This is a genomic window from Vreelandella halophila (assembly GCF_019903425.1).
Taxonomy (GTDB): domain Bacteria; phylum Pseudomonadota; class Gammaproteobacteria; order Pseudomonadales; family Oleiphilaceae; genus Halospina; species Halospina halophila.
The window spans coordinates 1,666,000-1,682,147 of the sequence record NZ_JACHUZ010000013.1 but is presented as its reverse complement, the minus strand read 5'-3'; the positions used below and the strand labels follow the sequence as shown (position 1 = coordinate 1,682,147).

General features: G+C 61.6%; 12 protein-coding genes. 4 read left to right on the top strand and 8 right to left on the bottom strand.

Translation table 11 applies throughout. From position 1 onward, the window contains the following. Positions 1–109 precede the first annotated feature (109 nt). The 6 genes from cmk to gyrA are packed head-to-tail and all read right to left on the bottom strand — an operon-like array spanning position 110 to position 8,874. Positions 110–793, bottom strand: a complete 684-nt coding sequence (cmk, locus tag H4I92_RS12060; protein WP_077530830.1) for a (d)CMP kinase — start codon at positions 791–793, stop codon at positions 110–112. Beyond that, the gene (locus tag H4I92_RS12055) at positions 793–3,018 is read right to left on the bottom strand and encodes a bifunctional prephenate dehydrogenase/3-phosphoshikimate 1-carboxyvinyltransferase (RefSeq protein WP_077530829.1); all 2,226 of its coding nucleotides are present in this window, start codon (positions 3,016–3,018) and stop codon (positions 793–795) included. Before H4I92_RS12055 ends, cmk begins: the two co-directional genes overlap by 1 nt. Next, positions 3,018–4,124 carry a histidinol-phosphate transaminase gene (gene hisC / locus H4I92_RS12050; RefSeq protein WP_077530828.1) on the bottom strand — a complete coding sequence of 369 codons (1,107 nt, stop codon included), beginning with the start codon at positions 4,122–4,124 and terminating at the stop codon, positions 3,018–3,020. Before hisC ends, H4I92_RS12055 begins: the two co-directional genes overlap by 1 nt. After that, positions 4,124–5,221, bottom strand: a complete 1,098-nt coding sequence (pheA, locus tag H4I92_RS12045; RefSeq protein ID WP_077530827.1) for a prephenate dehydratase — start codon at positions 5,219–5,221, stop codon at positions 4,124–4,126. The genes hisC and pheA overlap by 1 nt, the downstream gene beginning before the upstream one ends. 2 nt (positions 5,222–5,223) lie before the next feature. Further along, complete coding sequence (gene serC, locus H4I92_RS12040) at positions 5,224–6,306, bottom strand: 3-phosphoserine/phosphohydroxythreonine transaminase (protein WP_077530826.1); 1,083 nt, start codon at positions 6,304–6,306, stop codon at positions 5,224–5,226. 3 nt (positions 6,307–6,309) lie between these two features. Next, positions 6,310–8,874 carry a DNA gyrase subunit A gene (gene gyrA, locus H4I92_RS12035; protein WP_077530825.1) on the bottom strand — a complete coding sequence of 855 codons (2,565 nt, stop codon included), beginning with the start codon at positions 8,872–8,874 and terminating at the stop codon, positions 6,310–6,312. Between the two features lie 190 nt (positions 8,875–9,064). Between gyrA and H4I92_RS12030 the strand changes: the two genes are divergently transcribed. Continuing rightward, positions 9,065–9,358, top strand: coding sequence for a helix-turn-helix transcriptional regulator (locus H4I92_RS12030; RefSeq protein WP_077530824.1), 294 nt, complete (start codon positions 9,065–9,067; stop codon positions 9,356–9,358). Beyond that, complete coding sequence (locus tag H4I92_RS12025; protein WP_077530823.1) at positions 9,355–10,611, top strand: type II toxin-antitoxin system HipA family toxin; 1,257 nt, start codon at positions 9,355–9,357, stop codon at positions 10,609–10,611. Before H4I92_RS12030 ends, H4I92_RS12025 begins: the two co-directional genes overlap by 4 nt. A gap of 8 nt (positions 10,612–10,619) precedes the next feature. On the opposite strand, the gene H4I92_RS12020 is transcribed toward H4I92_RS12025, so the two are convergent. Next, positions 10,620–10,961 (bottom strand): 4a-hydroxytetrahydrobiopterin dehydratase, encoded by a 342-nt coding sequence (locus tag H4I92_RS12020; RefSeq protein ID WP_077530822.1) that lies wholly within the window; start codon positions 10,959–10,961, stop codon positions 10,620–10,622. Positions 10,962–11,385: 424 nt separating this feature from the next. On the opposite strand from H4I92_RS12020, the gene H4I92_RS12015 reads away from it, so the two are divergent. Both H4I92_RS12015 and H4I92_RS12010 read left to right on the top strand, forming a co-directional pair. Continuing rightward, positions 11,386–11,655, top strand: coding sequence for a hypothetical protein (locus H4I92_RS12015; RefSeq protein ID WP_143512673.1), 270 nt, complete (start codon positions 11,386–11,388; stop codon positions 11,653–11,655). 1,058 nt (positions 11,656–12,713) lie between these two features. Beyond that, on the top strand, positions 12,714–13,388 hold the full coding sequence (locus H4I92_RS12010) for a hypothetical protein (protein WP_077530819.1): 675 nt from the start codon (positions 12,714–12,716) through the stop codon (positions 13,386–13,388). Between the two features lie 177 nt (positions 13,389–13,565). On the opposite strand, the gene H4I92_RS12005 is transcribed toward H4I92_RS12010, so the two are convergent. After that, a complete protein-coding gene (locus tag H4I92_RS12005) occupies positions 13,566–16,133 on the bottom strand; it encodes a penicillin acylase family protein (RefSeq protein ID WP_218668208.1) in 2,568 nt (855 codons plus the stop codon). Between the last annotated feature and the right edge of the window lie 15 nt (positions 16,134–16,148).

Here is a 16,148-nt window from a genome sequence, read left to right as displayed (position 1 = left end):
CAAGCTCCCCGCGAGCCAGCCCTCCGGGGTCTGTTCACCATAAACCAACGCACCGCCATGCTGGCCTCACGCGGTCCGCCGGCACTTTTCCAATAACAAAAAGGCGCTGTCAGGTATGGCCCGTTACTGCCAGGACCTGGTCCAGCACCTCGTCAATGGACAATCCGGTTGTATCCACAACCCGCGCGTCATGCGCCGGTTTGAGAGGCGCTGCGGAACGGTTCATATCCCGTTCATCGCGCGCCTGAATCTCTTTTACAAGGTCGGGGAGTCTAACATCCTCCCCCTGAGCCAGCAACTGCTCGTGCCGGCGCCGCGCCCGTTCCTCCGCCGAGGCGGTGAGAAAGATCTTGTGGCTGGCATCCGGAAAGACCACCGTGCCCATATCGCGGCCGTCGGCCACCAGCCCCGGGGGCTGGCAGAAGTCACGCTGGCGCTGAAGGAGTGCCTCGCGGACCGACGGGAGCGCCGCCACACGCGAGGCCCGGTCTCCGCACTCCTCGGTGCGGATGGCGGTGGTGACATCCTCACCGTCCAGAAATACGCGCGCGGGATCATCCCCCGGCCTGGGTTCAAAACGCACATCCAGCGCCTGGGCAACGCCGGCCAGCGCCGTTTCATCATCAAAGTCCACCGCCTGTTTCATGCCCGCCAGGGCCGTGAGGCGATAGAGCGCGCCGCTGTCGAGCAGGTGCCACCCCAGGCGCCGTGCCAGAAGCTGGGTGATGGTGCCTTTGCCCGCGCCGCCGGGGCCATCGACGGCAATCACCGGTGCCTGTTCGGATGCTGTCATTACGTCTCCTCGGAAGATTCAATCGTCAGCCCGACCTGGTTGGCCAGTGCCACAAAACCCGGGAAGGAGGTGGCGACGTTCGCGCAGTCGTCGATGACCACGGGCCCGGTTGCGCGCAGCGCCGCCACCGCGAAGGCCATGGCAATGCGGTGATCACCATGGCTGTTGATCCGGCCGCTGCCGTAGGCACCGCCCTGGATCAGGATCCCGTCCTCCCGGACCTCGCTGGTAACACCCAGGATATCCAGGCCGTCGGCCATGACCTGGATCCGGTCGCTTTCCTTGACCCGCAGCTCGGCGGCGCCGGTCAGCTCGGTGCTGCCCTCGGCGTTGGCGGCCGCGATGAAAATGGCCGGGAACTCGTCGATGGCCAGCGGCACCTGATCCTCGGGGATGCGGATGCCCTTGAGCGGCGTATGCCGAACGCGCAGATCCGCCACCGGCTCACCGCCGGCTTCATGCTCGTTGTGCAGCTCGATGGACGCGCCCATGACCCGCAGGATATTGATCACCCCGATACGGGTTGGGTTGACGCCCACGTGGCGCAACCACAGATCCGACCCGGGCGTGATCGCGGCGGCCACAATGAAGAAGGTTGCCGAAGAAATGTCCGCCGGCACGTCGATGGCGCAGGCGTTCAGGCGACCACCGCCGCTGAGCCTTGCCACAGCTCCCTCCTGCACCACGGGATAACCAAAGCCCTTGAGCATGCGCTCGGTATGATCCCGGGTAGGCGCCGGCTCTGTCACCGCGGTCTCGCCCTCTGCGTAGAGCCCGGCCAGCAGCAGGCAGGATTTAACCTGGGCGCTGGCCACCGGCAGCTCATAGTCAATGCCCTTGAGCGGCTGACCGCCGGCAATGTGCAGCGGCGGACGGCCGCCCTCGGCGGTATCAATATGCGCTCCCATCCGCCGCAGCGGGTCCGCCACCCGGGCCATGGGCCTACGGGTCAGGCTGGCATCACCGGTCAGTTCCGTATCAAAGCGCTGCCCTGCCAGCAGCCCTGCGAAAAGGCGCATGGCGGTGCCGGAGTTGCCCACGTAGAGCGAACCGTGCGGGGGCTGGAGGCCGTTCAGGCCAACGCCATGGATGCGCACAAAGCCGGCATCCGGCCCCTCGATGGTCACGCCCATGTCGCGGAAGGCCTGGAGGGTCGCTAGGCTGTCCTCGCCCTCAAGGAAGCCTGAGACATCGGTGATGCCCTCGGCAAGCGCTCCGAGCATGATGGCCCGGTGGGACATGGACTTGTCCCCGGGCACCCGGATGTCGCCCTGGATGGCCTCCCCCGGCCGGGCGGTGTAGGTCACGGTCTGGTCGGTCATGGTGTTGAGATAGGCCTCACCGGAAAGGATTCGGGAAAAATGCTCGCGCGCCGCCTTGGCGCGGGTGAACACCTGCTGCAGGCGCTGGCCGTCGCCGGCCTCGATGGCCTCGCCGAGCTGGTCCAGATCCTCCCGGAAATGGCCCAGCGCCTCGAGTACCGCCCTGCGGTTGGCGAGGAAGATGTCACGCCACATCACCGGGTCACTGGCGGCAATGCGCGTGAAGTCCCGGAAGCCGCCGGCGGCATAGCGGAAGATATCCTGGTTGTCGTCCTCGCCGGCGAGCGTGTCCACCAGGGAAAAGGCGATCAGGTGTGGCAGGTGGCTGGTGGCGGCCAGCACCTCGTCATGCCGGGCAACGGACATGGTCAGAACCTCCGCGCCACAGGCGGCCCAGAGGCGGCACATCGACGCAAGAGCGGCGGAATCGGTCTCGGGCTCCGGCGTCAGGATCACCTTGTGATCTCGAAAAAGATCCGGGTCGGCCGCGCCAACCCCACTCTTTTCGGAGCCCGCGATCGGATGCCCCGGAACAACCCTGGCGGGGAGCTCACCGAAAACACCCCGCACATCCGCCACGAATCCGCCCTTGACGCTGCCCACATCCGTGAGCACCGCATCCTTCGGCAGGGTATCGCGGATCTGCTCCAGGACGACACGGTTGGCGCGCACGGGCACGGCAAGAACGACAAGATCCGCCCCTGCCACGGCCCGCGCCGCGTCCGGTTCGCTTTCATCAATCAGGCCCAGCCGCCGCCCTTCCTCGAGGGGGCCGGGGCGCTCATCGCAGCCGACCACCGTGGCCACCAGCCCCTGGGCCTTCGCAGCCCGCGCCAGGGAACCGCCAATCAGCCCCAGGCCGATCACGACCATCCGCTGGAAGAGGGGCTCGCCGCCGGCCATCAGCCCAGCACCTTCTCCAGCGCCTCGAGGCAGCGCCGGTTCTCGTGCTCAAGACCCACCGACACGCGCAGGTGCCGGGGCATGCCGTAGGCGCCCACGGGGCGGACGATAACGCCCTCGCGCAACAGGGCGTCGTTCACCTCGTTGGCATCCCGGCCGGTATCCAGGGCAATGAAGTTGGCCGCCGAGGGAATGTAGCCCAGCCCAAGCCGATCAAAGCCGCTTGCCAGCTGTTCCAGCCCGGCCCGGTTCACCTCGATCGCGCGGTCAATGTAGGCCTGGTCATCCAGAACCGCTGTTGCCGCCGCCTGTGCCAGCGCGTTGCCGTTGAAGGGCTGGCGCACCCGGTTGATCACGTCCGCAATTTCCGGGCTGGAGATGCCGTAGCCCATGCGCAGCCCCGCCAGGCCCCAGGCCTTGGAGAAGGTGCGCGAGACCACCAGGTTGGGGAACTCGCTCAACCACTGGACGCCGTCCGCATACTGGGGCCCCTGCAGGTACTCGCAGTAGGCCTCGTCCAGCACCACGATCACGTTCTCCGGCACCCGTTGGAGGAACCGGTAGACGGCATCCTTCTCAACCACGGTGCCGGTGGGATTATTGGGATTGGCCACGAACACGACCCGGGTGCGCTCGGTGATCGCGGCGGCCATGGCGTCCAGGTCATGCCCCCAGTCCACGGCGGGCACCTTCACATGATCCGCGCCGATGGCCTGGGTCACGATCGGGTAGACGGCAAAGGCGTGTTCGGAATAGACAACCTCGGTCCCCGGCTCGGCAAAGGCGCGAGCCACCAGCTCGAGGACGTCGTTGGAGCCGTTGCCGAAGGTCAGCATTTCCGGCGTCACGCCCAGGCGCTCCGCCAGGGTCTGGCGCAGGGTGTAGGCGGCGCCGTCCGGGTAGCGGGTGACCTCCGGAAGTGCCTTTTCCACGGCCGCCGTTACCCGGTCACTGGGCCCGAGCGGGTTCTCGTTGCTGGCCAGCTTCACGATCCGCGCCGGATCCAGCCCCAGCTCCCGCGCCAGCTCATCCACCGGCTTGCCGGGCTGGTACGGCTGCAGGCCCTGGACGCCACGTGCCGCCAGTGCTTCGTAATCACAGCTCATCACAGCACTCCCATGGGATAGGACCCAAGGTGTTTCAGCTCCTGGCTCTGGGCTTCGATCTCATCCAGAACCGCCCGGATGGCCGGTGCGTCCCGGTGCCCGACGAAGTCGATGTAGAACACATAGGCCCAGGTGGCGCTGGGCGACGGGCGGGTTTCCAGCCGGGTCAGGTCGATGTTCTCGCGCTTGAACGGCTCCAGGAGCTCGTAGAGCGCGCCCGGGCGGTTACGCGTGGACACCAGGATGGAGGTCTTGTCCTGCCCGCTGGGCGGCACCGCCTCGGTGCCGATGATCAGGAAGCGGGTGGTGTTGTCCGGCCGGTCCTCAATGTTGCTGTGTGCCGGCTCCAGGCCATAGAGGGAGGCGGCCATGTCCCCGGCGATCGCGGCGGCGCCCTCTTCCTGGCTCGCCAGGCGCGCCGCCTCCGCGTTGCTGGACACGGTAATGCGTTCAACGGCCGGCCAGTGGCTGTCCAGCCATTTCCGGCACTGGGCGAAGGACTGCTGGTGCGAGTAAAGGCGCGTGATGCCGGCCTCGTCCTGGTCCGGCCGCTTGAGCAGATGATGATGGATGCGCAGCTGCACCTCGCCACAGATCTTCAGCGGCGAACCCATGAACATGTCCAGCGTGTGATTGATCATGCCCTCGGTGGAGTTTTCCACCGGTACCACGCCGTACTGGGCGTTGCCGGACTCCACCTCACGGAAGACGTCATCAATGGCCGACAGCGGCGTACTCAGCACGGAATGCCCGAAGTGCTTGAGCGCCGCTGCCTGGGTAAAGGTGCCCTCGGGCCCCAGGAAGGCGATGGTCATGGGCTTCTCGAGCGCCAGGCAGGCGGACATCACCTCCCGGAACAGGCGCGCCATCTCCTCGTCCGCCAGCGGACCAGGGTTACGCTCCTTGATCCGGCTGAGGATCTGCGTCTCGCGCTCCGGGCGATAGAAGGCGACGTCCTCGTCCGGGTTGGCCTGCAGCTTCACTTCAGCCACATCCCGGGCGCACTCGGCCCGTTCGCTGATCAGTTTCAGCAGGTCGTCATCGATCTGGTCAATGCGCTCGCGCAACCGGGCCAGGCGCGCCTCTTCGTCGCTCATGGTCAGCCTTTTTCTTTTTCGAATTCCGCCATGTAGTCAATCAGCGCCTCGATGCCGGCTTCCGGCATGGCGTTGTAGATGCTCGCGCGCATACCGCCCACGGACCGGTGCCCCTTGAGGTTCAGCAGGCCGCGCGCCTCGGCGCCCTCGAGGAAGGCACTGTTGAGGCTGTCGTCCGCCAGCGTAAAGGGCACGTTCATCAGCGAGCGGTATTCCGGCTGCACCGGGTTGGCGTAGAAGTCGCTCTCGTCGATGAAGCCGTAGAGCCGGCTGGCCTTGCGGCGGTTGATGTCCGCCATGGCCTGGAGGCCGCCCTGGCGCTTGAGCCACTGGAAGACCAGCCCGGCCAGGTACCACGAATAGGTGGCCGGCGTGTTGTACATGGAGTCCGCCTTGTCATGGATGGCGTAGTCCAGCATGGCCGGCGTGCCCTCGCGGGCATTGCCGATCAGGTCACGGCGCACGATCACGATGGTCAGCCCCGCCGGGCCGATGTTCTTCTGGGCACCGGCGTAGATCATGCCGAAGCGGCTCACGTCCACCGGCTCTGAGAGGATGGCCGAGGACCAGTCCGCCACCACGGGCACGTTGCCGGCCTCCGGGAAGCGACTGTACGCCAGCCCGCCGATGGTCTCATTGGGCGTGATGTGCAGGTAGCGGGCATCCGGGCGGGTACGCCATTCGGCCGGGTCCGGCACATGGGTGTAGCCGGCATCCTCGGAACTGGCCACTTCCTTCACATCCGCCATCCGGCCGGCCTCGGCAATGGCCTTGCGAGACCAGACGCCGGTGTTGACGTAGTCCACCGGGTCATTCGGGCCCGCCAGGTTCAGGGGCACGCCCGCGAACTGGCTGCTGGCACCGCCCTGCAGGAAGAGGACGGCGTAGTCGTCCGGAATGCCCATCAGCTCGCGCAGGTCCTGTTCCGCCTGCTGCGCAATGCCCATGAAGGCATCCCCCCGATGGCTCATTTCCATGACCGACAGGCCCTTGCCCTGCCAGTCCAGCATCTCGTCGCGCGCCTGCTCAAGCACTTCCTGCGGCAATGCCGCCGGGCCGGCGCAGAAGTTATAGGCTCGTGTCATGGGTCAGTCCTGTTCCCCGTCTTCGTCGTCATCGTCACTGCTGTCCTCGATCCGCTGGATGCCCACCAGGCACTCGTCGTCACCGGTCATCCGGATCAGGCGCACGCCCTGGGTATTCCGGCCGCTGATCGAGACATCCTCAATGCCGGTACGCACCAGGGTCCCCTGGTTGGTGATCAGCATGATCTCGTTGCCCTCGAACACCTGCAGCGCGCACACCAGGTCACCGTTGCGCTCGGAGCGCTGCATGGCGATCACACCCTGGCTGCCGCGGCTGTAGGCCGGGAATTCGCTCACTTTCGTGCGCTTGCCGAAGCCGTACTCGCTGGCGGTGAGGATGTAGCCCTCGGGATCCGGCTGGATCAGCGAAACCACCTGTTCGCCCGCCTTGAGCCGGATGCCGCGCACGCCCCGGGCGTTACGGCCCATGGAGCGCACCTGGTCCTCGGTGAAGCGCACCGCCTTACCGGAGGTGGCCAGCATCATGATCTCGGTGCTGCCGTCGGTGATGACGGCGCCGATGAGGTGATCGCCCTCATCCAAGTTGGTGGCGATCAGGCCGGAGCTGCGCGGCCGGGAGAAGTTCTCCAACGGCGTCTTCTTGACCGTGCCGTTGGCGGTGGCCAGGAATACGTAATGCCCTTCGGTGTACTCACGTACTGGCAGGAAGGTGGAGATCCGCTCGTCCTCGTCCAGCGGCAGGATGTTGACCATGGGCCGCCCACGGGAGTTGCGGCTGCCCTGGGGTATCTCGAACACCCGCAGCCAGTAGACCTTGCCCTTGTCCGTGAAGCACAGGATGGTGTCGTGGGAGTTGGCCACCAGCAGGGTCTCGATGAAGTCCTCATCCTTCATGCTGGTGGCGGACTTGCCACGGCCACCCCGACGCTGGGCCCTGTAGTCCTCCAGCGGCTGCGTCTTGGCGTAGCCGTTGTGGGAGATGGTGACCACCAGGTCCTCTTCATCGATCAGGTCCGCCGTGGTCAGATCCTGGCGCGAGCTTACGATCTCGGTGCGGCGCTCGTCGCCGTACTCGTCACGGACTTTTTCCAGCTCTTCGCGGATCACCTGCATGAGGCGGTCCGGATTTCTCAGGATATCGAGCAGATCCTCGATCTTGGCGAGGATCTCCTTGTACTCGGTGAACAGCTTCTCGGTCTCAAGACCGGTCAGGCGATGCAAGCGCAGGTCCAGGATGGCCTGGGCCTGTTCCGGAGAGAGATTGTACTTCCCATCGCGCAGGCCATAGCCCTCCGGCAGGTCGTCCGGGCGGCAGGCATCGGCGCCGGCACGCTCGAGCATGTCGTTGACCTGCCCCGGCTGCCAGCCCTGAGCCAGCAGCTTTTCCTTCGCCTCGGCGGCGCCCGGCGAGGCCTTGATCAGCTCGATCACTTCGTCGATGTTCGCCAGCGCCACGGAGAGCCCTTCCAGCACATGGCCGCGCTCGCGTGCCTTGCGCAGCTCATAGATGGTGCGGCGTGTAACCACTTCACGCCGGTGCAGCAGGAAGCGCTCCAGCATCTGCTTGAGGTTCAGGGTCTGGGGTTCACCGTCGACCAGGGCCACGCAGTTGATGCCGAAGACGTTCTCGAGCTGGGTGTTCTTGAACAGGTTGTTGACGATCACCTCGGGGTTCTCGCCCTTGCGCACCTCGATCACAATTCGGATGCCTTCCTTGCTGGACTCATCCCTCAGTTCGCTGATGCCCTCGAGGCGCTTTTCCTTGACCAGTTCCGCGATCTTCTCGATCAGCCGCGCCTTGTTCACCTGGTACGGCAGCTCGTTGAAGATGATGGCGTCCTTACCGGTCTTCTTGTCGTGCTCGATCTCATGCCGGGCGCGCACGTAGATGCGGCCACGGCCGGTCCGGTACGCCTGCACGATGCCCGCGCGGCCGCTGATCAGACCCTCGGTGGGGAAATCCGGCCCCGGGACGTATTCCATCAGGTCATCCACGGTAAGCGAGTCATCGTCCACCAGCGCCAGGCAGGCTTCAACCACTTCGCGCAGGTTGTGCGGCGGGATATTGGTGGCCATGCCCACCGCGATGCCGGAGGAGCCGTTGACCAGCAGGTTCGGGACCCGCGTTGGCAGCACCTCGGGAATCTGCTCGGTGCCGTCGTAGTTGGGCACGTAGTCGACGGTTTCCTTGTCGAGGTCCGCCAGCAGCTCGTGGGCGAGCTTGCGCATGCGCACCTCGGTGTAACGCATCGCCGCTGCGTTGTCGCCGTCAATGGAACCGAAGTTGCCCTGGCCGTCCACCAATGTGTAACGGAGGGAGAAAGGCTGAGCCATGCGCACGATGGTGTCGTACACGGCTGCGTCACCATGGGGGTGATATTTACCAATGACGTCACCCACGACACGGGCGGACTTCTTGTAGGCCTTGTTCCAGTCGTTGCCGAGCTCGTCCATGGCGAAGAGCACCCGGCGATGCACCGGCTTGAGTCCATCCCGCACATCCGGCAGCGCACGCCCCACGATCACGCTCATGGCGTAATCCAGGTAGGACTGTTTGAGTTCTTCTTCGATGTTAACCGGCAGGATTTCTCTGGCTAGCTCTCCCATCAGGGCGTCATCCTTCCTGTGTTCTGGCGGTGGTTGAAGCGTGCGAGCCGGGCACGCCAAAGCCGGAAATTATACCACAGAAAGGATGAGGCCGGGGAATCTGGAGCAGACGAAGCGCGTCTCACGCAACAAGACAAAGCATCAAAAACGATGCTATAGTGCGATTAAAGCAACTTATAGGGTGCTTAAAATGCTTCAGAAGCAACTTCGGGAGCGGCGCAAGGCCCTTGGGCTGACCCAGCGCGAGGTCGCGGAGCGGGTCAACATGCCCCGGCAGCAGTATCAAAGACTGGAAGCAGGAGGTAACCCCAGGCTGGAGACACTGGAGCTGGTGGCTGCCAGCCTTAACGCGGAGCTCATGCTTGTCCCCCTGGAAAAGCGGGCCGAAGCCCTGAACCTGACCCGCACCCAATCCGACCATTCCGTTCCCTTGGACGAAGATCCCTGGAAGGGAATGCTGGGCGATGATGAGGGGGGAAAATGAAACCGGAGTCCGTTAGAACTCTATCACTGAACCTCCACGGCAGGCATATCGGCTACCTTGCCGGTTATGAAAACGGCACCAGTATTGCAGCGTTTGAGGAAGACTACGTCCTCGACCCCAACCGACCAACACTGACGCTCGCCGCCAGTTCACACTTCCCAAAAGCCAGACAGCTTCTGTCATCGGCCTGGATTCGCCAGCAGCGCCTGCACCCGGTTTTTTCCAACATGCTTCCGGAAGGGGCGCTTCGAGAATGGCTGGCACAACGACTCCAGGTACACCCGGATCACGAATTCCCTTTGATGGCCGCACTCGGCCGGGATCTTCCCGGCGCGCTGATCGCCTCCCCAGTGGCCGCAGAAGCGGTTCCCGATTGGGTCCTCTCGCACCGAACCAGCACCCCGGCAGCGTTTGACGACCCTGCTACTTTCCATGGGTTTTCGCTGCCAGGCGTCCAGATGAAATTCTCCATGCGCATGGCTGAGGGCCGATTCAGGCTGGGGCTGGATGACGAACCCGGCGACTGGATTGTTAAAACGCCCTCACAGCGTTTTGCCGCCGTCCCGGAAAATGAATACTCGGCCATGAAGCTCGCGGAAGCGGCCGGTGTTGTTATCCCGGAGATGCGGCTCATCTCCACCGGAACCCTGGACGGATTGCCCTCCCTGAATGTGCCCTGCGATCAACCCGCTTTTGCCATCAAACGTTTTGATCGCGAGGACGGAGAACGGATCCATATCGAGGATTTTGCCCAGATCCTGTTCAAATACCCTCACGATAAGTACCGGGCCGCCAACTATGAGCAGGTTACCCGGCTTATCTATGAATACACCGGTGACCCGTTGCGTAATGTGCAGGAGACAGCTCGCAGGCTTCTTGTGAACCTGTTACTCGCCAATGGCGACGCACACCTGAAGAACTGGTCCCTTATATACCCTGACGGTCGGCAACCGGAACTTGCGCCCGCCTACGACATCGTCGCCACCCGCGCCTATATGGACGGCGAACGCCAAGCGGCCCTTAACCTGAACCGGCGCAAGGATTGGTACGGCATCGGCTGGGAGGATTTTCGTGCCTGGGCGCGCCACGCCGACATCCCCTGGGGTAGCATCGAACCGACGCTACGAGAAACGCTTCAGGCTGCTCGCGAACAGTGGCCAAGGCTTCTGCGGGAACTGCCCATGGCCGAAGCCCACAAGCAGACCCTCCATGCACACTGGCGTCAACTGAAACCGGAGTGGCGCATCGGCTAACAGCCGCTTCAGCCGGCGAAAAGCTCGTCCGTACGCGCGGCCATAATGAAGTCGTTGCGGTGCAACCCGCCGATCTTGTGGGTCCACCAGGTGACCGTCACCTTGCCGTACTCGGTGGTGATCATCGGGTGATGGTCCACTTCCTCGGCCATATCCCCGACCTTGTTGGTAAAGGCCAGCGCCTCGGCGAAGTTCTTCAGCTTGAAGGTCCGCTCCAGCTGCTCTTCCCCATTGCGGAAGACATAGGACCATTCAGGCACCTCGGCACCCAGCTCTTTCTTTTCCTGCTCGGTCGCCAGCGGCGAATCCTTGCTACAGGCCTCACAGGTCTGTTGTGTCAGTGCGCTCATGCTTGCATCTCCCTTCGTGTCAGATATTTAGGATGCGACCCCATCATTGCTCGCTGAACCCGGTTCGTAAACCCAATCTGAAAGGTGCCGCCTACCGCTAACAAAGCGTGAACCAGCCGGCAAATTAACGGATTGTCAGCCTCGACAACCCCCGGACCGGTCTACCTTTTCAGTCAGGCACCGTAATCTCGGCCATCATACCGGCACCTGTTCGGGTTGAACGGGCGCAGCACCGAATTGCGACAAGACAATAAAAGGAAAGAAGGTCCAATCCTATGTACAAAAAAACATTACTGAGCCTTGCCGTCGCCTCTACCTTGGGCCTCACGGGGTGCTTCTCCGATGGGGGGAGCAAGAACGCGGGGGCAACGACAGGCCAACGCCAACGCAGGCGGAACAGGGTACCTACCCGATCTTCAACCCCTTGACCAGCGAGCTGCCCCTGCCCAACGACCTGATCTTTGATTCGGAAGCGGGTGACGGCTCTTTCGCGGTGGATATCGGCCCTGCCGACGAAGGCAACCCGGTGCTGGAAGCTTTGAATAACCTCAGTGGGGCCTCGACCGTGGCTCCGGCGGTAGTGCGGTTCAATGGCGAGATCGACGCGTCAACAGTAGATTCACTGTGCTTTCATCATGCAGGGCAGCAGTTCGGTCCCGAACCCGAACCAGAACGTTTTCCTTCTCGGGACTGAATACCCCAGTGGGGAGCCGGTACGGGCTCTGAACGCTGGCGAGCCTCCGACTCTACCAGTAGCGTTAGCAGCAAACTTGGCGGGAGGCGCAACACTGACGGCGCAGGAAGAGGAAGCTGTCGCAGAATTGATCGGCACTACTGCCACACCAGCTAATGCGGGCGCATATCTCGCCAACAGGGTAACCAACCGCCAGTTTGATCATAACGTGGTCGAGCTAAATGACACCTCTGCGATTCGAATTCGACCCAATCAGCCCCTTGATCCCCTCAAGCGCTACGTCGTTGGGATCACGGATGGCGTGAAACACCGGATGGGGAATCTATAAAGAGCTCACCGACCTACAACAAGCTCCGCCAAGATGATGAAGGTGAATTGCCCAACGCGAGGCTTCAGTCAGTTCGCACCTTGATCAACAGCTTCTGGGAGCAGACAGCATCCAGTTACTTCCGATTAACTAACAAGAGCGGCGAGGGCGCGGGGCTGGATACGATTTCTGACGCAAATATCGCTGTTTCTTATAGCTTTACGACAAGTCAAGATGAAGATGTGCTGACCTACATCGCTGAGCCGGCGAAGTGGATCGAGGATCAGGTCCTTTTAACATAGCGGTTGATAACTTCACCCCGAGCGACCTGAGCGAAGATCTATCGCCATTTAATCCATCGCCCACTTCGTTCCAGTGCATCCGCTCAGCACTGAAAGGCTCTCTGTCAGGTGGTGGTGTTAACTTCGCTTCACCCGAGGCTCGGGATTACAGCCTCGGAAGCCCAACCGATGGCGACGAGTTGTCCCCCGCATTGTCCAGCTTTGGAGGCGAGAATGTAGATGTCCTCCAAGGTAGCATTACACTACCCTACTATCTGGGCATCCCGTAAGCCTCCAACCCAGCTCCGGTTCGCACCGAATCTTGGTCAGTCAATTCTGGTTCTGCGGCGGCCATTGCGGAAGCGACCGGTTTCACAATCCCGCAGGCCAACTCGGATGTCAGTCAGGTACTGAACTACAATTTCCCCTTCCCGGAGAAGCAGGCTGACATTGAAGTACCACTGCTGGTCATGACACCTGTCGCATGGGTTGTTGGGCTTCTGGAAAACTCGCCCTCTTCCGCCCCTCAAATCCTTGGTGGTCTTCAAGCCTCGGCGGATCTGAGCCAGGGCGATGCGAGCCTCGAAACCTTCCTGAGAGTGAACCAGCATTCTCAGGATTCGGTGGATCCGATCAACTACTCGGAAAACCTTGCCAACTTGAACCTACTGATTGGCCAGATCAACGGCGACCGGACAACACCTAATGCGGCCGACGACCGTTACAGCGATAACGTCGAGAACTTCAATACGGAGCCCCTGAATATCACGCTGGGTAACGGTTTCCAGATCGACTCTCTCGCGGCACCTCTTACAGGAAGCGAAGCGCTGTCCAAGACTTTGGGCGCCAACAGCGTTCCGGTCGCGTCTGGTGTATCGACTCCGGCAATCAGCCGCTATCTGGTAGGTGTTCATGGAACACCAGTCATTCCCCAGGCTAAAACCGCTGAAGAAAGCGATGTTCTTAAGGATCGCACCTTGGCTGCCGGGGAAGAAACGGTCGTAAACAGCGCCAGCGCACAAGGCGCCTTCGGTGAAATGGTCGCTCAAACACTAGACCTGATTGCCGATCCATCTGAAGTCTCCGGTGGTGGTGATGCTGGCAATGCGAACCCTGCGCTCCTGCAAATAGCAACAACCTCCTAAGTTGAATCCCTTGAGGATATATGCCCTAAGTATTTGGAGTTGATGTCATACGCCGATCAAATCACGTCGATACCCAAATGATCGAGGCCGAGATCCACTAAATTAAGCGCGTCTGTTAGGGATAGAGAGAGTAGAAAACAGTAATGAATGGGCGGGGCTTGGCCCCGCCCGGACGGATCAGTTGGAAATAGTGGTTGTGCCGTTATCCAGCAGATTCTGCCGAATCTCGCTCTCACTGAACGGGAAGGGACGCGGGTTCTTATCCGAGTACCGCTGGGCCTGATCATTGAAGAACGGCGAGTCCGGATCCGTGGACTGGGAGTAGGAAGTCAGACCGTAGGCCTTGGGTCCATCCTCCGTAAACTCGAGCCCGAAGTGGTAGCTTGCACCCCGGATTTTGAACCACTTGCCCTGCTGTTCCGCAAGTCCTGCCGTGTTCGGCAGTGTGACCGGATTCACACGCGGGTATAGGGTATCCTGCTTGGTCGGAAGATCCCTGACACCGACCGCGTTAAAGGTTCCATCAATGCCGCCATTGCCACCATGCCAGGGGAACGACTGGCCCAAAGCCCTGGGTGAGCCGCCGGGCGGTACACCGCCGGAGGGTTGATAGACCTGTACGTCCCGCAGTGCGGCGTTGTAACTCACACCTGCGGTGTCTAGGGCATTCAGGCCCTGCGCCAGGGATTGCAGCATCCGGTCATCTGCCATCCCTGCATTAGCAGGATCAGGGCCTGCCGGTGTTGCCACTGGCTGGCTCGGGTCAAATGCCGTCGTCAACTCACCCGGGTTGTCCTCAATGACGTTCAGGTAGTTGGCGATGAACACCCGGAATACAGGGGCACCAACGCTGTCCAGATCGTAGTAGCCATCCCAGTTGGCGAGCACATCGCATCCCTCGTCCACCGCCCGACTTCCACCATCCGGCAGATTAACCGCCATTGCTCCAATCGTCGTACACCGACTCCTCAACTCGGAGAGATACTGTTCTGCCCAGAAGCTCCGGTCATTATAGATGGTGTCAATCAGGTCCTGGGCACTGAACTTACCATCCTGCCCTGCCGGCCACTTGGTCTGGGTGCCATTACCAAACCCATCACTCTGGGGGTTCTGCAGCATCTTGATGCCAATGCGTGTCCGCGGCCCCTGCTCCACCTCTTCCAGCCCAAACAAAGGCGAATAGCCGGTCAGGAACGACTTGGGGTTGGTGGCCCAATGACTGTCGTTGGAGTTCTGAACCCAGTCGGACCGTTGCAGCTTCGGCCTGTCCTCAAAAGGCACGATGCCGTTGCACTCGCCTTCAACCCAATCATCCCGGGAGGTATCACCGTCCAGAAGGACCACCCCTGAGTTGAACAGATCCCTATAGTCGGCACTGGCCTGGCGCTTGAAATTAACGACCTCCTGAGATTCCTCTGAAAGGTTGGGCACCGAACTGCTGTCGATGTAGTACGCGTTGCCCTCGGCATCCGCATAGATGGTATTGGTCCAGAGTGTCGAACCGCATTCCCGGAACACATCCTTGAACTCCTCCAGGTTACTGGCACGACTCATGCGCAACCAGGTATCCAGCAGGTTGTTCCGGTTCAGGTTGGCATCCCGGTAAGTGTAGGCTGTACCGTCATCGCCCCACTGCGACAATCCACCCTCTGTCGCCTCCTGTAGGCGAACCATCGGGCCATACTCGGAGTAGTAGAAGGTGCGTTCCAGTGTCTGGGTTTCTGGTGCACCCGTATTAACCTCAATCTGGAACGTCCTCGATGTAATCGATTTTTCCTCACCGTCCTTGATGTACGTCATTGGATCACCATCCTTCAACGTCAGCTCATAGACGGTAAAACGGTTACTGGTCGTTACCGTATGGGACCACCCCAGGTTCTCATTGTAGTTAATGAGAGGAATTGCGGTCCCCAATAGACCAGCACCCTGAACGTTGAGGTAGTCCGGGACCGTTAACTGCATCTGGTAAAGACGGCGGGGGCCCGTGTACGGAAAGTGAGGGTTGCCCAGCAGAGCACCGCCGCTGGCCGAACTCAGGTCGCTGCCAATAGCCCAGGCATTACTGGCCATAGCCGGTTTTTCCTTAAGAGCCTGGCTGCCACCCTGAACCGCGTTACGGGCGACACCGGAAGTCATCTGCTGCACTTTCTCCGTCGGCTCAGCGGAAGCCATCACCGGCGATGGGCTGGGCGATTCGCCAGGTGGGGTTGCTCCGAATACCGCACCGGTCGCGAACCCCTGCCCACTGGCAAACTGGGCAATCACCCTATAATGCGCCAACAGATCCACCGGCTCAATCTGCATCACCCAGGGCTGACCCTGACACTGGCTCGAGTGATCTGACGGATCCGTCTCTTCAAGGTACTGGTTATAGCCGGCGGTATAGCCATCGAGCATAGCGCGACTTTCATCACTGAGCTGTTCGTAGCCGTCTTTAGCGCCTCCGTATACGTCCTGCGCCTTAAGACTGAAGTCACTGATAATATTGACATCGTTCGGACCGGGTCCAAAATACTTCGCGCGTTCGCTGCGGGCCTTTACGATGGTTTCTGCAAGAGTACAAAGGTTGTCACTAGCTTGGGCATACCCGGCGCCAAAAGCGACGGAGCCCAACGTATCGGCCTGGATGTGCGGAACACCGTTAGTCGTGCGGCGGACCGTTGCGTTGTATTCATCATTTACAGGTTCAAGTCGGTTCCCGGAGCTGGATCCGGAGTCACCGTCGAAGAAACAACCTGATAGCATCAATGTACCTGCGAG